Here is a 17,469-nt window from a genome sequence, read left to right on the forward strand (position 1 = left end):
CTCATCTATTAGTTATTTGTATGGCTCTAGCAAATATTGCCTCGATAGATCATTTCATTGAATGACTCGATAATTGCAGTTCGTTTTTCTCCCGAATATCCGAGTCGGTCAACCATGTTATTGATAAGTTCCGGCCGGTATTTTTCTTCGGCAGTACATGCGCGCAAAACTAAATCACTGTCAATTTTGTTCACGGAGCCTGCAACCAAGGTATCAAATACGTTGTTTTCTATGCTCTGCTGCTGGCTGCTTTCTTTGAGGCTTGCTCGTAGGTTTATTTTATCCTGCGTTTTGTCTTTAATTTTATCTACGAAGCCAAGGTTTAAGTCGTTAAGGCATTTTTCTGAAACCACCCCTGTTGAATTCATCGATATACCTGGTTTACATAGTTCTGGTAGTGGCTTATCTGCTTGCACTTGCCCAGCCATTCCGACAAAAAGTATGGCTAAACCATAGATTTTTAAACGTTTATTTTTCATGGTGATCCTCGCTGTTGCCTTGGTTGAATGTGTTGCGTTTCATGAGGTTCAAACTATAGGTACTAAAAAACAGCAAGAAAAGTCGTACATAATTGATCTAAACATCGTAAAAACCGTATAAACTATAAGCAATAACAAAACATCAACGATAATTTCAGTCTTGTTATTGCTCAATTGGAATACACCATAAAGGTCTAACCGTCATGGCACAGCAGTTAAATTACAACCATTTACGCTATTTCTTTACCATTGCTCGAGAGGGCAGCATTGTGAAGGCTGCCGAGCTACTGCACCTATCCCCACAGACTATTAGCGGTCAGCTCACTGTATTTGAGGAGTACTTAGGTCTTAAATTATTTGATAGGCAGGGTAAGCGCTTAATCGTTAATGATGCCGGTAAACTGGTTTATAGCTATGCAGAGGATATATTTGCATTAGGGCTTGAACTTCAGCAGTCTCTTAATATGCATGATCCTAAGCAAAGTGTCGTATTTACCGTTGGTGTTGTGGATGTGATACCCAAAATTTTAGCATTCAATATTTTAGAAAAATGTTTTGATTTGGATGAATCTATCAAGTTAGTGAGCCGTGAAGGTGACTATGGTGATTTGCTGGCTGATTTGGCGCTGAATAAAATCGATTTGATTATCTCGGATAGGGCTTTGGCTCCCGGCGTGGCCGTTAAAGCATATAATCACTATTTGGGGGAGTGCGGCGTTAGTTTCTATTCGACTAATGATACGGCGTCCTCATTAAAGAAAGGCTTTCCAAAAACATTAGACCAATATCCTTTTCTTATTTGTGGAGATAAATCCAATCAAAAAATTGGTCTACAGTCTTGGTTTGATGATGAAAAAATAAACCCGGTGATAGTAGCTGAATTTGATGATAGTGCTCTTATGAAGTTTTTTGGCCAGTCGGGTTATGGTGTGTTTACTACACCGAGCACGATTGAATCGCATGTGACGGAGCAATACGGTGTCTCAGTCATTGGTAGAACTGAGGCTGTTAGTGAAAGGTTTTACGCTATTTCTCCAGAACGAAAAATCAAACACCCAGCCGTTAAGCTATTGGTGGACGCCGCTAAAGATATCTTTTCATGATGCTACTTTCATTCATGAACTTTTTTGCAGGGACTTTTTAATATGCGCTTCGATTTTTTTCATCGGCAATATGTCCTGACGTTTGTTTAGCACAAATTCTAAGAAATGCTGTGCAATGAGCGACAGCCTTTTTTCTCGTAAATGAATAATTTGCCAATACGACATGATTGGGAAGGTCGGTATACGTAGTTGTTTTAATCCGTCTTCTTTTGAGCTGGAGAGTACATAAGCCGAAATAATGGCTATGCCCATGTTTTCCGCAACGGATATCTTTATCGCTTCATTACTTTCAATCACCATTTTCTTATCAATTTTTAATTGATGTTCTTTTAAATGATTGATGATGGCGTTGTTGGTGCCTGAACCATGCTCGCGCATAAGAAACTTCTCGCCTGCTAGATCTTCCCATCGTAGTTTTTTTCGTTTGCTCAGCGGGTTGTCAGTGGAGGCAATGACGGCTAATGGATTGGGTAGAAACTGATGGCGGATGATGTCGAGATCTTCTGGTGGGTCACTGAATATATAAAAGTCATCTAGATTGGCTTTAAGTCGCTCAATAATTTGAGCACGATTGCCTACTTTAAATTCAACATCAATCTCAGGGTATAACTTACAAAATGGGCCAAGCATATGGGGGAGAAAATATTTTGCCGTGGTTACCACTGAAATTTTAAGCAAGCCTGACTTCACACATTTTATATTGTTAATGCTTTCATCGAGTCTGTTAATGGATTCAAAAATTTCTTTGCCTGTACGTACAACCTCTTCGCCCGCATGGGTAAGGTATATTTTTTTACCGATCACTTCGTAGAGCTCAATATTAAGCGCCTGACTCAGCTTTTTGACCTGATTGGAAACACTGGGTTGGGTTACTAGCGGGCCACTAAAAAACAATACATTTCATTTGAAACCTGTATAATTGAAGTCATGAAAAATGACGCAAGAAAACTTAGTACAGAAGAGCAGCATTTAGTTCGCAAGATAGCCGTGCAGCGAGTGCATGATGGTGAAAGTGCGGCCGAAGTGACACGCAGTTTTGGTCTTGGAAGCCGAACAATTTTCACTTGGTTGCGTTTAGCGCGTGAAAAAGGAATTGAAGCTCTGGCTCCCAAGGCGCGCACTGGACGCAATCGAACACTATCCGATCTTGAAGAGCAAGAAATAAAGAGGTGGATAATCGGCGGAGATCCTAGGCAGCATGGGTTTGAATTTGGTTTGTGGACACGCCAAATTGTTGCTGATTTAATTCTTGAACGGTTTGGCGTTACCCTAAGCATTTCCGGTGTCGGTAAAATTCTGCATGGCTTGGGCTTGACGCCACAAAAACCGCTACGTAGAGCTTATGAGCGGGACGAGAAAGCGGTGCAAGAATGGGTTGACGACGTCTACCCTAAAGTTAGGGCATACGCTAAAAAGAAAGGGGCTGAGATATTTTGGTTGGATGAAGCCACTATTCGTTCTGATGATCCTTTACAGCGTACCTGGGGTGAAAAAGGAAAGACACCTGTCGTCAGAACAAGCGGTCAAAGACAGGCCATTAATGCGATCTCAGCGTTATCAAATAAGGGGGGCTTTTGGTATCACGTTTTTGACGGAAAATTTAATGCGGATAAATGTATTGAATGCTTAAAAAGTTTCCAAAAAGGCCGTAACCACCCCGTCATACTCATCGTTGATGGGCATCCCGTACATAAATCAAAGAAGGTCACGGACTATATTGAAACACTTGAAGGAAAAATTGAAATGGTGTTTCTACCACCGTACGCACCGGATTTAAACCCAGACGAGCTTGTGTGGAATCAGGTGAGAAATATCGGCACATCAAAAAAGCCACTCAAGAAGGGGGAATCACTAAAGAATCGTGCCGTTTTAGATTTGGAAAGTATCAAACGGGATAAGGCCCTGATTAAATCGTTTTTTCAAGAGGCAACTGTATCGTTTGCTGCTGCCTAGGTAGTACATGCACCCTCAACACGCCTCCATCACGTTTCAACAAAAAGCATGGCCACCACTTATTCCTTGAAAAGGCCCCACGCCTAAAGCCAAGTAAAAGATCCTCACTTAATTGAGCCCTTTCACTGTATAGCTTTAATAACCTAGGATCAGAAATTGTTGCCCCGTCTAACTCACCCTGCTCAAGTATGGCCTGAACCTGCTCCTGTGAGGATGAAAAAATTAATTCGCCATCAAGCTCCAACCTCACCATTTTATTTAAGCTTATGTAGCCCATTGCCCACCTCCATTAACTCCATCCGTCTTTGCCCACGATAAAAGAAATCGCTCTCAGTGCTCTTCTTCACCGGTAGGCTACAGGGGTCAGGCCTTACATTTGGCATTCCCCCTTTTCCCTTTGTGTGCTTTAAAGTCTGACCCTATGGTTATATAGGTGGTATGTCACCCTCGGCACATTACTTGAACAGTGTATTTTATAGCCTCATCAGCAATATCCGGTGTAGGAAGTTCTTCTCGTTCAACTTGCTTTTCTCGCTTGTAGGTAATTCCGCTTGCATCAAGAGCTTGAATCAATGCTGAAGTATTTACGGCGAAGTTAACATTCTGAGCAATGTCGCCGGTGTACTGGGCGAGCTGCAACGTATTTAGCTTACTCTGAACTACACCAACTAAATATCCCTTTTTATTTAGTAATGGGCCACCACTATTATCCGGTTGAATTGGCGATGATATTTGAATGCTATTCTTATCATTCTCTAGACCAGAGAGAGCGTTAACATTACCAGCCGTTAAGCTTGGGTCCGCAGAAAGCACCCCATGGAGAGAGAAACCAATAGCTATTATTTCCTCTCCAAGTCTAGCAAGTTTATGGATGTCCTTTTATGTTTTATCTTTTAAATTTTTGATCTTCGGATTTATAAGATTCGAGCGCACTTTCACGATCAAAATCATCTTGTGCCAACACCGGATAACTCAATACAACAGCTATACAAGCCAAAATAGTTTTATACATAGAACCCTATTCTCAGGTTGAAATCTAACGCCAAAAGAACCCGCGCCTGCGGCGCCGGGTTGCTTGCCTTGCTAGGCTGGGCTACACTACGTAATAACATTTGTTATAACTTACTTGCAGGCCAAACCTATGTTAAAAGTTAAAGTTACCGCCGTAGGCAACTCAATGGGAATTTTGCTGCCAAAAGAAGCACTTAGCAAGATGAAAGCAGCTAAAGGCGACACTCTCTACTTGGTTGAAGGCCCTGACGGCTACACGCTTACGCCCTACCAGCAGGACTTTGATGGCCAAATTGAAGCCGCTGAAGGAGTTATGAAGCGCTATAAAAACACCCTTCGTGAGCTGGCTAAATGAAGGAGCCAACCTGGGTACTAGATGATGTAGTGCAAGCAGTACATTCTATGCTTTTAGCGGAACATGGCGGAGGCATCGGAATTAGAGACGAAGCCTTGCTTGATTCTGCGCTGACAAGAGCAAAACAAAAATATACTTACGAGCCAGAAACTTCAATTTTTGAACTTGCCGCTGCTTATAGTTTTGGGATTGCAAAGAACCACCCATTTGTTGATGGGAACAAACGCACAGCCTTTACCATTGGCACTTTATTTTTGGAAATAAATGGATACATATTAACGGCACCAGAACCAGATGCAGCTATCACCTATGCAAATTTAGCGGCAGGCCAGCTTAATGAGACTCAACTGGCTAAATGGTTTGAAACGCACTGCCGTAAAGCCTAACGTTGAGGTAGCCTGCGATGCATATGGAGCTATTTTTTTGTCATCCCCTTTTACAAAACCAAAAAAGATGACTTAGGTATCGGCCTTGTGCTTTGCCGTCAAAAAGCTGAGTTTCATGGTGGGTCACTGCACCTAAACAATCGCGAGCAGAGCTAGGGTTGTGCCGCTAGCTTACAGTTATTCCTTCCCAAAACCTCTTTCCCATATACTATAAAAAAACGCTATAGGCGAAAAAACAGAAGAAACAGAATTAGTACTAATATTAGAAAACCCATAAACGCTCTAATTTGCCATGTATTTTATGCGCCATAACACTAACTCAGAAAAACCATAAAAAACCCCCGCAGCCTCTCAGCCACAGGGTTTTCTACTGTTAACGATTTTCTTACTAAAACCGCATCAAGCCATTAACGAATATAACGATTAATAATGTTCTCGTACAATTCCTGCTTACCACTGGTAACCGCTGGCTCACCAACCGCATTACCAATGTTTGCCAACTGCTCCAATGTTAACTTACCGCCTTCAAAATCGGCACCTTTACCGGCATCAAAAGAAGCGTAACGCTCGGCGCGCATTTTTTCGATGGGAGAGTTTTGAATCAGGTCGTCGGCAACGATTAGTGCACGCGCGAAAACATCCATACCGCCAATGTGACCGTGGAATAGATCTTCCAGGTCGGTAGAGTTACGGCGTGCTTTTGCATCGAAGTTAATACCGCCACCTTGGAAACCACCAGCACGTAAAATGACCAACATCATTTCAACGGTTTCATTGATGTTGTAAGGGAACTGGTCCGTATCCCAAGAGTTTTGGTAGTCGCCTCGGTTGGCGTCCATGCTACCTAGCATGCCGGCATCGGCCGCTACCTGCAGCTCGTGGTCCATAGAGTGCTGCGCTAGTGTTGCGTGGTTCGTTTCAATGTTAAGTTTAAAGTCTTTGTCTAAACCATGGGCGCGCAAGAAACCAATAACCGTTTCACTGTCTACATCGTACTGGTGCTTGGAGGGCTCCATGGGCTTGGGCTCTATAAAGAACGTACCTTTAAAGCCCTGCGCACGCGCATAATCGCGGGCCATGGTTAGGAAGCGTGCCATGTGCTCTTTTTCACGGCCTTGGTCAGTATTGAGCAGGCTCATGTAACCTTCTCGGCCACCCCAGAAAACGTAGTTTTCACCGTCGAGCGCTATGGTTGCATCTAGCGCGTCTTTTAACTGTGCGCCGGCCCATGCCACCACATTAAAATCTGGGTTGGTAGAAGCGCCATTCATAAAGCGCGCGTTGGTGAACAGGTTAGAAGTACCCCACAACAGTTTCACACCAGAAGCGTTTTGTTTTTCTTTTAGAATATCCACCATGGTGGCAACACGATCACTGAACGCGGCGCGGGTAGTGCCCGCTTCTTCAATAACGTCCACATCGTGGAAGCAGTAATAGGGTGTTCCCAACTTGGTAAAAAATTCAAAAGCGGCATCGGCTTTTTGCTTGGCGCGGGTGATGGCGTCGGGACCGTCGAACCAGGGGTGACGACGGGTGCCAGGGCCAAACGGATCGCCACTGGTATCACAGAATGTGTGCCAGTAGCAGGTGGCGAATTTAAAAAACTCTTTCATGCTTTTACCGGCCACTACGCGATTTTCGTCGTAGTATTTAAAGGCCAGTGGATTGTCAGATTCCGGGCCTTCATAGGCAATTTTACCTACACCCGGAAAGTATTCTTTATCACCAATTAATACGCTCATAGCTTTACCTTCTTTAAATAATGTTGGAATTAGTTTCCTTGCAAATATTCAGCAAACTCACAACAAACGTGCGCTTCTGCATAGCACTAACCACCAACGCATATTCGCAGTCGTCAGTGCACAATTTTAAAAGCCAAAAATCAATTGAGTTTTGGCAAGGCCTCCACCCACTCTCCATAGGCGTGCCGGTATTGCTCTACTTTGCTGGTCTCCGGCTCAATAACATCTACCCGCGCAAGGCCGCTAAAGGCTTCTTGGGCTGAAGCAAAATATCCACAGCCTATTGCTGCAGCGCGGGCCGCGCCTTCTGCGCCATCGGTTTCATACACCTCCACAGCGGCTTCGGTGGTGTTGGCAAAGGCCTGCGCAAATACGTCACTGAGGAACATGTTGCCTTGGCCTACGCGCACAACGTCGCAACTTCCCCCCAGAGATTTAAGTACATCAAAACCCTGGTTAAGCGCAAACACAATGCCTTCTTGAGTAGCCCGAACAATATGCCCAAGGCCGTGACGGTTTAAATCAATGTTACGAAGCTGAGCACCCAAATTACGATTCTGGAATATGCGCTCGGCACCGTTTCCGAAAGGGTGGAAAATGAGGCCTTCACTGCCCACGGGTACTTGCTCTGCGCGCTCGTTCAACAGCCGGTAATCGACCGCCGTTCCGTCTACGCTTAACAGTTGTCGCAACCAGCTATAGGAACGACCGGCACCGTTCACACACACCAACACTCCGTTGCGCGGTGCTTCGGGCGTATTGGTAACATGGAGAAAGGTGTTTACCCGCGATTCAATATCGGCGGCGGGCTTGTCGGTTACACCGTATATAACGCCGGAAGTACCGGCCGTTGCCGCCACTTCTCCGGGTTCCAATACATTCAAGCTCATCGCGTTGTTGGGCTGGTCGCCACCACGATAAGTAATTTTAACTCCTGCTCGTATACCCAATTCGGCGGCGGCACTAGCACTCACTTGCGACTGCTCACCAATACTCGGCACCACTTCGGGGATTAATCGGCTGTCAATTCCCCAGTGTTGTAGCAGCGCTTCAGCTACCTTCTGCTGCTTAAAATCCCACAACGTGCCTTCCGAAAGCCCGGATGCCGTGGTGTTTATGTGCCCCGATAATTTCATCGCCACGTAGTCGCCGGGCAACATCATTTTATCAATGTTGGCAAAAACTTCAGGTTCACTTTGCTGAACCCAGCGCAGCTTAGCCGCGGTAAAGTTTCCGGGCGAATTCAGTAAATGCTCGAAACAGTAGTTGCTACCCAGGGCTTCAAACGCTGCATCGCCGTGGGGCACAGCACGGCTATCACACCAGATAATGGCCGGGCGTAACACTTGCTGGTTGGCATCTACCAATACTAGGCCATGCATTTGGTAAGAAATACCAATGGCTTCGATCTGTTGGGCATCTACACCCGGCGTACTAAACAACTTTGCGCAGCCCTGCTTGATACAGTCCCACCAGGTATCGGGGTTTTGTTCGGCCCAGCCCGGCTGTGGGCTGGCAATATCCAGCTCGGTATCCGGATATTGAGTAGACGCTAAAGCCTTACCGGTATCGCCATCTAGCACTGAAAGTTTAACGGAAGAACTGCCAACATCGATTCCAAGAAAAAGCATGATTACCTGCCGAAGCTGTTGTTATTTGGTTTGGTGGAACAGGGTTGCTGAACAATGCTGTGCTGCCTGAATGCGCCTTTTGATTCATCTTTTGGCCATACTAAACATCGCCACGCCTGTTCAGGGTTTTACGAAAACAGGGCAACCGGGTTCTAACCTTAGCTTACGCTGTATTCAGAAGGCGAAGTATAGCCTTATTGTCGTTTTGACTACAATACTCTTTAGTGCTAGCATCGATCAACTTTGATGCGTCTCAGAAACCGCATCCCAAAATGCACGCTATCTCGCGAAAATACTGGGGATACACGCTTTTCAGCCACTTTGTTTTTTGCCAGTAAAAACATAGCCTGTGCTGGTTATTGAACGCACTAAATTCTAGCCGTAATAGATATTTGAGTCAGATGAATAAAGCATCAGGAATTAGAAAACCGATTAACGTGGCGGAAGTTACTTCTGTAAGCCTGAGTAATGAAACCGCGCCGCTTCCAGACGGTGTTATCCGCGGTCTGTCCATCGACAACCTTATTTTTGGCCTCGATGGCAGCGAGCTGAAGGTGCTACTGATCAAACACGGCGAAGGTATTCGCATGGGTGACTGGGCACTACCCGGCGGCTGGATTAAGCAGGAAGAAGACCTGCGTGATGCCGCCCGTAGGCTACTACGCGATCTTACCGGCGTAGAACACCCCTACCTCTCGCAGCTAAAAACATTTGGCAAGGTGAATCGCTACCCGGCTGAGCGCGTGGTTACTGTCGCTTATTACGCGCTGGTAAGCGCCTATGACTACGCCTTAATGGCGGGTTTCAGCGCATCTGAAGCCGACTGGTTCAATGTCCACGATTTACCCCCGCTGGTATTCGACCACCAGGAAATTCTCGAATACGGTATTAAACATTTACAGCACGAAGTTCGGCATCACCCTGTGGGCTTTAATTTACTGCCCGAGAAATTCACTCTACTGCAGTTACAGGAATTGTACGAAGCTATTCTAGACGCAAAGCTCGACAAGCCCAATTTTCGTCGCAAAATAATGAAGATGAATTTGCTAACCACCTGCAATGAAAAGCAACAGGGTGTGGCACATCGGGCCGCCAATTTGTACCGATTCGACAAGAACGCTTACGCGCAACTAACGGAGCAAGGTTTTACATTTGAAGTGTAAATGCACCTCGATAAAACAAAAAAGGCATAGAAAAATATAACAATAAAAAGAGCCGCGCCGACGCAACAAGACAATATTCATCTCATAGCTACACAACTATAACTATTAACCATTAGGAAGTTTCTATGAACCAAGCAAGCGGGCAAAATTCTGAGAATTTTGCATTTATTCTACTTATCAGTAGTGTCGCCACCATTGGAGGCTTTTTATTCGGCTTCGACAGTGGCGTTATTAATGGAACCAAGGCTGGCCTCGATGCCGCATTTAACACCGAAAGTTTTGCTAGCGGATTTAACATAGCCTCAATGCTACTCGGTTGTGCGGCAGGCGCCTTCTTTGCCGGTCGGCTCGCCGACCATTACGGCCGCCGGTTCATGCTCATAATCGCGTCAGTGCTCTTTATTATTTCAGCGTGGGGCTCCGGCATATCCACCTCTTCATTCGAATTTATCATTTACCGCATAATTGGGGGTTTGGCCGTAGGTGCTGCTAGCGTAATGGCTCCGGCCTATATTGCCGAAGTAGCACCCGCTCGTTATCGCGGCGCCTTGGCAACTATTCAGCAGGTTGCCATTATCTCCGGTTTGTTTATGGCGTTTTTGAGCAACTACTTTTTGGCCGATATTTCTGGCTCGTCCCTGAGTAAATTCTGGCTCGACTATGAAACCTGGCGCTGGATGTTTTGGATGGAACTCATTCCCGCCGTAATTTTTCTTTTTGCGCTTTTCTTTATTCCAGAGAGCCCACGATTTCTGGTGGTAAAACAGCATAAAGAAAAAGCTCTTTTAGTTTTGCAACGCCTCTACGGTAGTGAGGCTGGGGCGGCTAAATTAGAGCAGATTGATTCTTCACTGGCTCAAGACCACCACAAACCAAAGCTCTCAGACCTATTGGACAAAGCCAGCGGCAAAGTCAGGCCCATTGTTTGGATAGCTATTGGCCTCGCCACGTTCCAACAACTTGTTGGTATTAATGTTGTATTTTACTACGGTTCCGTTCTTTGGCAGGCGGTGGGCTTTGTTGAAAGCGATGCATTATTAATTAATGTTGTATCCGGTGGTTTGAGTATTGGCGCGGTCATTCTTGGTTTAGTGCTAGTCGACCGCGTTGGCCGTAAGCCGTTACTATTGTGGGGCTCCATCGGCATGTCCATCTCCCTTGCGCTTGCCGTTGTGGCCTTTTCTTCCGGTACTGTCGACGCAGAAGGCCAGCTCTCGCTCGAAGGCGGCATGGGTATACTCGCATTGGTTGCAGCTAATGTTTATGTAGTATTTTTCAACTTCAGCTGGGGCCCGGTAATGTGGGTAATGCTAGGCGAAATGTTCCCCAACCAAATTCGTGGGTCGGGCCTTGCCATTGCTGGCTTGGCACAATGGCTGTCAAACTTTGTTGTAAGCTTGAGTTTCCCCGCGCTGCTCACAGGAATGGGCCTCGCCTTCGCCTATAGCCTCTATACCATTGGTGCCGTTGTTTCGATCTTCTTTGTTATTAAATATGTATACGAAACAAAGGGTGTCGAGCTGGAAGATATGGAAGGGTAAAGGTACAACACACACAAAACCGGGGCACGCCCCGGTTTTTTTATGTCTGCACATTCTGTCGGTGTTTGTATTGGGCTAGCGCCACTTAAACTCACACGGGGTCATGCCCCTGATATTTTAACTGCTCCACAAAGCCTAGAAAACACTAGGCTCCCGCTTTCACGGAAGTGGCTAAATCGCAGCGAGGAATAACGGATTGGAGGGCGGTGTGACCGTTTTCCGGACACTAGCCTAGTGTAGCGGTGCACTTAATTTTTGCATTCGGCCTTTATTGCCTCTTAAGCGACATATCCTTGTTCACACCCTCGAGTATTTCAATATGAATACCGTTAGATAAACCCGTTTTAACCTGTCGTTTTTCAAAGATCTGCGGCGCCGTTTCAACCTCTACAAAAACTTCGTCACCCTCAAAAATCAATAATCGCTCATTAATGGCTAAAACCTGTTCATGCTTGGCCAATACGATATCGGCATTAGCACTGTAGCCCGCGCGTAAAAATTTGTCGTCGCGAAGCTTTACCGCAGCGCGAATCTGAAACTTTATGGTGCCCTGGTCATCCCAACCTTTAGGTGAAATGTATTCCAATTCAGCTTTGAAAGGCTCGGCTTCCATTGCGCCAATGCTCAGCAACAACTCCATACCTTCGTGTATTTTCCCCACCTCGGCTTCATCTACTGTGCCTTCAAAAATCATGTCTTGCATATTAGCAATTGTCGCTATGGTTGTACCGGCATTAAAGGTATTGGTTTCCGTAACGAAGGTACCTTCTTTTACGGGAATATCCAAAATTAGGCCTTCCAGCGTTGCATGGACAAGGTTAGACACTTTGCCTGCTTTTTGAGAGGCACCTTCACGAATAATAGCTAAATTACTCTCTGCCGATTCCAGCGTTTCAGCCTGTAGGTTATATTCATGAAAATACTTATTGTACTCAAACTGCGATATTAACTGTTCGCCAAATAATTTCTTCTGCTGTTCTAACTCTCGGCTAGCATTTGCAAATTCTAGCTTTGCGGTTTCCAGTTGCGACTCGGCACGATTGAGGCGTTCCATATTGGGTATGATACGAATTTTAGAAATAAGCTCGCCCTTAGCTATAGCTTCGCCAGCCTCCGTATAAATGCGTTCGACCACACCCGAAACCTGCGATTTTATTTCTACTTCTTTGCGTGGAATAATTTTCCCGGTAGCCACCGTTTTGTTAACAATATCGGTCACAATAGGTTTTTCTGTTTCGAAAACGACCGGCTTCTCCTGAGACTTACTGTATAAAAATACGGCCGTACCAACAAACAAACCTACTATTAAAATTACCGATAATATGGCGAAGAATTTTTTCATTTAACAATGTGCCCTGTTTTATTCATCTTGTAATGCAATTACGGGGTCAACCATAGCGGCCTTTCTCGCTGGCAATATAGAAGCCAGGCCTCCCGCCACTAATAAAACCACAATAGCCCAAAGAGCCGTAGAAAAACTGATTTCGGGGTTCATGAAAGTGGTATTAGCCTCGGGTGATAGCATGCCTACCAGCTCAACCATAAGCACCCCCGCGACCAAGCCCAAATAACCCGCAAAAAACGTAATAATAAGTGACTCTTGTAAAATAGAACTAACAATAGAAGCCGGTGTAGCCCCTATGGCTTTACGTATACCAATTTCTTTGGTTCTTTCTTTTACCGAGATAAGCATAATATTGCCCACCCCCACAACACCGGCAATAATGGTACCTATGGCAACAAACCAACTAAAAGCCGTAATACCGGAAAACAAACCCTGCACCCGATCGTAACTTTCCTGTGCGTTCCAGCTGCCAATTACACCTTTGTCTTTTGGGTGTATTCGATGGCGCGACTGTAAAAGAGCGGTAACCTGCGTTTCCAGTCGGCTGGAATCGACACCCTGCATGGGGGTTATCAGCATTGAATGTACGGTATCGCGCTGATTAAATGTTTTACGCAGGGTTGTTTGCGGTAAATAAACGCGCTTAAGATCGCGCTGTGCCCAGTCGTTTAGCGCAGAAGGGCGCAATACACCTACCACCTGAAACTGTACGCCAAGAATTTTAACTAGCTGGCCTACTGCCACTTCACCCGGCTTAAACAATAGCTCGCGCACGGTTTCGCCAATAACAACATTTTTACGTTCTTCCTTTAAATCCAAATCGTTAAGAAAACGGCCTTCAAGCAGATGGTAGCCTTTGGCTGAAAACTCGATTGGCCAATTCCCGGTAATTCGGAAGGTATCGCCCTGGGTACCGCGCGATGTGTATTGATCGCCATAACCGTTCATGGGCGCAATGACATCGACGTCGCTCATTTTAGCGATGGCCGCAACATCGTCGTCGTTCATGCGAATGTAGCGGCCTTTGGTTAAACCCTTGTAAGGAATACTGGTGGGCCGGCCCGCCCAAATATGCACGGCATTTTGAAGCTTGCCCATACTTGCACTGGCGCCGTTTTCTAGTCCATTACCGGCGGCCAGCAAATTTACCAGCATAAAAATCCCCCAGAAAACACCAAAGGCGGTAAGCAATGTACGCAGCTTATGCCGACGTATACTGTCGAATATTTCCTGCCAAATGTCTCGGTCGAGTATATGCATTTTAATTCACAGCGCCTCTATTCTCGCATCGCTTCGATCGGATGAATTTTTGCCGCATGCAATGCGGGTGCTAAACCCGCCAATGCGCCGAACACCACGAGAATAACAATGGCTTTAATCGCAATAATAATGTCGACCTCCGGCGCACCGAAAAAGCCCATGCTGCCGCCAGCCTTTTCCACCATTATGGCGACCAGCTCAATAAGGCCTACCCCTAAAACCAACCCACAATAACCGGCTATGGCCGTAACTAAAACAGATTCGGTTAACACCATAGAGACTATAGAGCTAGGAGTTGCACCCAAAGCCTTGCGTACACCAATTTCACGGGTGCGGTCTTTTACGGTGATAATCATAATATTGCTGATACCCACAATACCCGCCGCCAGCGTACCCAAACCGACAAACCAAATAAAGGCCGTTATGCCGGTGAATATTCGCGTGGTTTCTTCCATTTGTTTAGCGCGGTTGTGTGAACGTATACCGCGAACATCTTCTGGCGCTACCCAGTGCCTCTGCTTTAAATAGGCCACAATACGCTCTTCTAGCGCGTAGGAATCTACACCCGGTTTTGGCGTAAGCGCGAGCTGCCCCACTTTATTACCACGGCCAAAGGTTTTCTGAAACGTTGCCAAGGGTATATACACGCGCTCCGACATTCGTCCCTGCCGCCCGGAATCGTAAAATACGCCTACCACTTTAAGTACAATGCCGTGAAAGGTTATGTCTTTGCCTACTGGGTCGGCTTCGGGGCCAAATAAACGGTCACGCACGGCGGTACCGATAATGGCGACCTTTCGAATATCGGCGCTGTCCAATACATTTAATGTACGCCCCGCGGGATATTCCAAATACCGTTTAATATTAAAAAATTCGTCGGCAACGCCCAGCACGCTAAAGGCACCGGACTTTTCTTTATAGGCAACGTTAATCGTACGCCGCCAACGTTTGCCCGCCATTATTTCGGTTGAAATATGTTGAATACCATCAAACTCTCGGCGCACGGCGTCTAGGTCGTCTTCTGTAAACGCAATATGTCGACCATGGGGAATGCCTTTATAGGGTACCGCTGTGCGGCCACTGCCTATCCAAATACTGGTTCTATCGTCGGTGCCAAAACCTGCTTCTATGCCATTCTCCAACCCCTTACCCGCACCGAGTAAAAGAATAAGCATGAGAATGCCCCAGAACACGCCGAAGGCTGTAAGGAAGGTACGCAATTTATTTTTGCGCAGTGTGAAAATAATTTCCTGAAAATTATCGACAAACATCTAGGTCGCCATCATGCAACGGTTTCCTGTCTTTCATCGGCCACAATCAGGCCATCTTTAATGTGTATAACGCGCTCGGTTTGTGCCGCAATTTCATCTTCATGGGTAACAATAACAACGGTTTTACCCCCCTGATGAACCTGCTTAAATAGCGTCATCACTTCTTCAGAGGTCGCGCTGTCTAAGGCGCCGGTGGGCTCGTCGGCCAGAATCACTTTTGGGTTCGTCACCAGTGCTCGGGCCACAGCAACCCGCTGTTTCTGGCCACCCGATAGTTCGCCCGGTAGGTGAGTACTGCGGTCACTTAAGCCCACGCGCTCCAAATATTCTGCCGCGCGCTTATTGCGTTCTTTGCGCGAAACTTTTTGGTAGTACAACGGCAAAGCAACATTTTCCAACGCCGTTTTAAACGGCAGTAAATTAAATGACTGGAAGACAAAACCCAAATGCTGATTGCGCAGACTGGCGGCGTGACGCTCGCTAAGATTGCGAATGGGAATATTGGCAAGCTCATAGCTACCTTCGTCGTAACTGTCGAGAATGCCAAGAATATTAAGCAATGTAGATTTGCCCGAACCAGAGGAACCCATAATAGCGACCAGCTCGTTGCCACCAATCGAAAGGTCTACCCCTTTAAGCACATGTAACCTTTGGCTGCCTACACCGTAAGACTTGTGGATATTCTTTAGGTTTATCATCTTAAATTACAGCTCAAATCGGCGTTTATGGCCCACGGTTACCGGGGTTGCTGGTTCTAGTGTAGTGCCTTTTGCGTAGCCAAAACGTAAAGCAGGCGCCATAGCCACCAAACGCCGTAGCCGCTCACTGGAAATAGCCAGTGCACCTGCAAGCGACTTTTAGTGCAGAAAATCACCCCGCTTCGATAACCCAATATTATTCAGAGCCACCACCAACCAAACCATCAGCAAACCCCTGGAGTGCATGCTTAGGCGTAAAGTTAGCGTTAAACAACAGCGGCCATTCATCGCGTTGGTGAAGTTCGGGTAACCCGCTATCGTCATCGGTAATACCCCACACACTAATACCACCACGCTGAGCCGCTGGCACCGCGTCCATATAGGCCTTCACAATTTCCTGATAACGCGCGGCCTGTGCTAGCTCAGTGTCTAGTGCAAGAGCCGAAAGGCTTTTATCATCATTCACCGTCACATCCATTTCCGTTATTTTTACCTTCAAGCCCAAGTTAACCACGCGCGCGAACGCCGATTCAATAGCGGTTTTCTCCGGTGAAGTTAACGACACATGCATTTGAAAACCAATGCCGTCGATAGGCGTACCATTCGCTTTAAACGCCTCAATCATGGTCACCACCCTATTCATTTTGCTGCCGTTAAGCTCTAGGCGCACGTCGTTGTAGTAGAGGTCTGCATCTTCATCGGCTGCCCGGGCCGCGGTAAAGGCTTGCGCAAAGTAATCTTCACCAATATTACTAAACCACAGCGTATTGCGGTAAACACTGGGCGCATCATCGGTGAAGGCTTCGTTTACCACATTCCAACTAACAACGGCGGCCGTATCGGCAAAGCGCCCAACGATAGTATTGATATGCGTTTGCATCATAGTTGTCCACTGCTCAGCTGTACCGGTGTGGTTCGACATCCAAGTTGGAATCTGGTTATGCCAGATTAAGGTGTGGCCATGTACGCTCATGCCATTAACGGCGGCGTAATCCACTAGCGCCACAGCGTCATCCCAAAAATAGTCATCTTCAGCCGGGTGCAGCGCGTCCGGCTTCATAATATTTTCGGCTGTTATCTGGCTAAAGTGAGCATTTACTATTTGCTGGCGGTCCAAACTGTCGATAAGGCTGTTCGACGCATTACCAGCCGGTACGCCAACACCAATAGGGAAATCGGCTTCGGCATGCAGGCTGGTTACACTAATCTGCGGCGTGGGTTCTGCGCTTGGCTCGGTTGTTGGCTCCGCAGTCGGTTCTGTGGAGGGAACGGCCGTTGGTTCTGCGGTAGGCTCTGCTGTAGGCCCGGTTTCCCAGCCGGCCGAGCCTTCACAGGCGGTTATAGCTAAAACTGAAAGCATTAACAGAAAAATGTTGAATCGTTTACAACCCATAGCTTTGCTCACTTAATTAATTCTTGGCCCATTTCAGCAGGCTCTCGTCCATTAGAAAACCACTTTTCATCAAGTTCCTTAAAATTAACACTTTACATCCAGCTTATAGTCATTAAAACTATAAGAAAAGCTTTCACT

General features: G+C 46.3%; 16 protein-coding genes. 6 read left to right on the top strand and 10 right to left on the bottom strand.

The window, feature by feature from the left end; translation table 11 throughout:
* Positions 1-26: 26 nt before the first annotated feature.
* Entirely contained in the window at positions 27-479 is a 453-nt protein-coding gene (locus tag H5336_RS09880) for a hypothetical protein (RefSeq protein WP_185233729.1), read from the bottom strand.
* Between the two features lie 203 nt (positions 480-682).
* On the opposite strand from H5336_RS09880, the gene nhaR reads away from it, so the two are divergent.
* On the top strand, positions 683-1,582 hold the full coding sequence (gene nhaR / locus H5336_RS09885; protein WP_185233731.1) for a transcriptional activator NhaR: 900 nt from the start codon (positions 683-685) through the stop codon (positions 1,580-1,582).
* Between the two features lie 12 nt (positions 1,583-1,594).
* Here nhaR and H5336_RS09890 read toward each other — a convergent pair whose 3' ends face one another.
* On the bottom strand, positions 1,595-2,476 hold the full coding sequence (locus H5336_RS09890; RefSeq protein WP_185233733.1) for a LysR family transcriptional regulator: 882 nt from the start codon (positions 2,474-2,476) through the stop codon (positions 1,595-1,597).
* 33 nt (positions 2,477-2,509) lie between these two features.
* Between H5336_RS09890 and H5336_RS09895 the strand changes: the two genes are divergently transcribed.
* Complete coding sequence (locus H5336_RS09895) at positions 2,510-3,535, top strand: IS630 family transposase (protein WP_185233735.1); 1,026 nt, start codon at positions 2,510-2,512, stop codon at positions 3,533-3,535.
* 441 nt (positions 3,536-3,976) lie between these two features.
* On the opposite strand, the gene H5336_RS09900 is transcribed toward H5336_RS09895, so the two are convergent.
* Positions 3,977-4,408: a trypsin-like peptidase domain-containing protein gene (locus H5336_RS09900; RefSeq protein ID WP_185235715.1), complete on the bottom strand. Its 432-nt coding sequence runs from the start codon at positions 4,406-4,408 to the stop codon at positions 3,977-3,979.
* Positions 4,409-4,676: 268 nt separating this feature from the next.
* Between H5336_RS09900 and H5336_RS09905 the strand changes: the two genes are divergently transcribed.
* Together H5336_RS09905 and H5336_RS09910 are read left to right on the top strand one after the other, a co-directional pair.
* A complete protein-coding gene (locus H5336_RS09905; RefSeq protein WP_185233737.1) occupies positions 4,677-4,901 on the top strand; it encodes an AbrB/MazE/SpoVT family DNA-binding domain-containing protein in 225 nt (74 codons plus the stop codon).
* Entirely contained in the window at positions 4,898-5,287 is a 390-nt protein-coding gene (locus tag H5336_RS09910; protein WP_185233739.1) for a type II toxin-antitoxin system death-on-curing family toxin, read from the top strand. Before H5336_RS09905 ends, H5336_RS09910 begins: the two co-directional genes overlap by 4 nt.
* A 407-nt stretch (positions 5,288-5,694) precedes the next feature.
* Here H5336_RS09910 and xylA read toward each other — a convergent pair whose 3' ends face one another.
* Together xylA and H5336_RS09920 are read right to left on the bottom strand one after the other, a co-directional pair.
* Positions 5,695-7,029, bottom strand: a complete 1,335-nt coding sequence (gene xylA / locus H5336_RS09915; protein ID WP_185233741.1) for a xylose isomerase — start codon at positions 7,027-7,029, stop codon at positions 5,695-5,697.
* Positions 7,030-7,169: 140 nt separating this feature from the next.
* Positions 7,170-8,660: a xylulokinase gene (locus tag H5336_RS09920; protein WP_185233743.1), complete on the bottom strand. Its 1,491-nt coding sequence runs from the start codon at positions 8,658-8,660 to the stop codon at positions 7,170-7,172.
* A 401-nt stretch (positions 8,661-9,061) separates the two neighbouring features.
* On the opposite strand from H5336_RS09920, the gene H5336_RS09925 reads away from it, so the two are divergent.
* Both H5336_RS09925 and H5336_RS09930 read left to right on the top strand, forming a co-directional pair.
* A complete protein-coding gene (locus H5336_RS09925) occupies positions 9,062-9,823 on the top strand; it encodes an NUDIX hydrolase (protein ID WP_185233745.1) in 762 nt (253 codons plus the stop codon).
* Positions 9,824-9,948: 125 nt separating this feature from the next.
* Complete coding sequence (locus H5336_RS09930; protein WP_185233747.1) at positions 9,949-11,364, top strand: sugar porter family MFS transporter; 1,416 nt, start codon at positions 9,949-9,951, stop codon at positions 11,362-11,364.
* Between the two features lie 268 nt (positions 11,365-11,632).
* Here H5336_RS09930 and H5336_RS09935 read toward each other — a convergent pair whose 3' ends face one another.
* The 5 genes from H5336_RS09935 to H5336_RS09955 all read right to left on the bottom strand — a co-directional run bounded on the left by H5336_RS09935 (position 11,633) and on the right by H5336_RS09955 (position 17,343).
* Positions 11,633-12,706 carry an efflux RND transporter periplasmic adaptor subunit gene (locus H5336_RS09935; protein ID WP_185233749.1) on the bottom strand — a complete coding sequence of 358 codons (1,074 nt, stop codon included), beginning with the start codon at positions 12,704-12,706 and terminating at the stop codon, positions 11,633-11,635.
* A gap of 18 nt (positions 12,707-12,724) precedes the next feature.
* A complete protein-coding gene (locus H5336_RS09940; RefSeq protein WP_185233751.1) occupies positions 12,725-13,969 on the bottom strand; it encodes an ABC transporter permease in 1,245 nt (414 codons plus the stop codon).
* A 17-nt stretch (positions 13,970-13,986) separates the two neighbouring features.
* Positions 13,987-15,240, bottom strand: a complete 1,254-nt coding sequence (locus H5336_RS09945; RefSeq protein WP_185233753.1) for an ABC transporter permease — start codon at positions 15,238-15,240, stop codon at positions 13,987-13,989.
* Between the two features lie 11 nt (positions 15,241-15,251).
* Positions 15,252-15,938 (bottom strand): ABC transporter ATP-binding protein, encoded by a 687-nt coding sequence (locus H5336_RS09950; protein ID WP_185233755.1) that lies wholly within the window; start codon positions 15,936-15,938, stop codon positions 15,252-15,254.
* A 196-nt stretch (positions 15,939-16,134) separates the two neighbouring features.
* The gene (locus tag H5336_RS09955) at positions 16,135-17,343 is read right to left on the bottom strand and encodes an endo-1,4-beta-xylanase (protein ID WP_185233757.1); all 1,209 of its coding nucleotides are present in this window, start codon (positions 17,341-17,343) and stop codon (positions 16,135-16,137) included.
* Positions 17,344-17,469 lie beyond the last annotated feature (126 nt).

Source organism: Teredinibacter franksiae (assembly GCF_014218805.1).
GTDB classification, from domain to species: domain Bacteria; phylum Pseudomonadota; class Gammaproteobacteria; order Pseudomonadales; family Cellvibrionaceae; genus Teredinibacter; species Teredinibacter franksiae.

Bases quoted from the DNA above. Each gene is read 5' to 3' on its own strand.
- H5336_RS09880 (WP_185233729.1), bottom strand. From the start codon at position 479: ATGAAAAATAAACGTTTAAAAATCTATGGTTTAGCCATACTTTTTGTC.
- nhaR (WP_185233731.1), top strand. From the start codon at position 683: ATGGCACAGCAGTTAAATTACAACCATTTACGCTATTTCTTTACCATT.
- H5336_RS09895 (WP_185233735.1), top strand. From the start codon at position 2,510: ATGAAAAATGACGCAAGAAAACTTAGTACAGAAGAGCAGCATTTAGTT.
- H5336_RS09905 (WP_185233737.1), top strand. From the start codon at position 4,677: ATGTTAAAAGTTAAAGTTACCGCCGTAGGCAACTCAATGGGAATTTTG.
- H5336_RS09910 (WP_185233739.1), top strand. From the start codon at position 4,898: ATGAAGGAGCCAACCTGGGTACTAGATGATGTAGTGCAAGCAGTACAT.
- xylA (WP_185233741.1), bottom strand. From the start codon at position 7,029: ATGAGCGTATTAATTGGTGATAAAGAATACTTTCCGGGTGTAGGTAAA.
- H5336_RS09920 (WP_185233743.1), bottom strand. From the start codon at position 8,660: ATGCTTTTTCTTGGAATCGATGTTGGCAGTTCTTCCGTTAAACTTTCA.
- H5336_RS09925 (WP_185233745.1), top strand. From the start codon at position 9,062: ATGAATAAAGCATCAGGAATTAGAAAACCGATTAACGTGGCGGAAGTT.
- H5336_RS09930 (WP_185233747.1), top strand. From the start codon at position 9,949: ATGAACCAAGCAAGCGGGCAAAATTCTGAGAATTTTGCATTTATTCTA.
- H5336_RS09935 (WP_185233749.1), bottom strand. From the start codon at position 12,706: ATGAAAAAATTCTTCGCCATATTATCGGTAATTTTAATAGTAGGTTTG.
- H5336_RS09940 (WP_185233751.1), bottom strand. From the start codon at position 13,969: ATGCATATACTCGACCGAGACATTTGGCAGGAAATATTCGACAGTATA.
- H5336_RS09945 (WP_185233753.1), bottom strand. From the start codon at position 15,240: ATGTTTGTCGATAATTTTCAGGAAATTATTTTCACACTGCGCAAAAAT.
- H5336_RS09950 (WP_185233755.1), bottom strand. From the start codon at position 15,938: ATGATAAACCTAAAGAATATCCACAAGTCTTACGGTGTAGGCAGCCAA.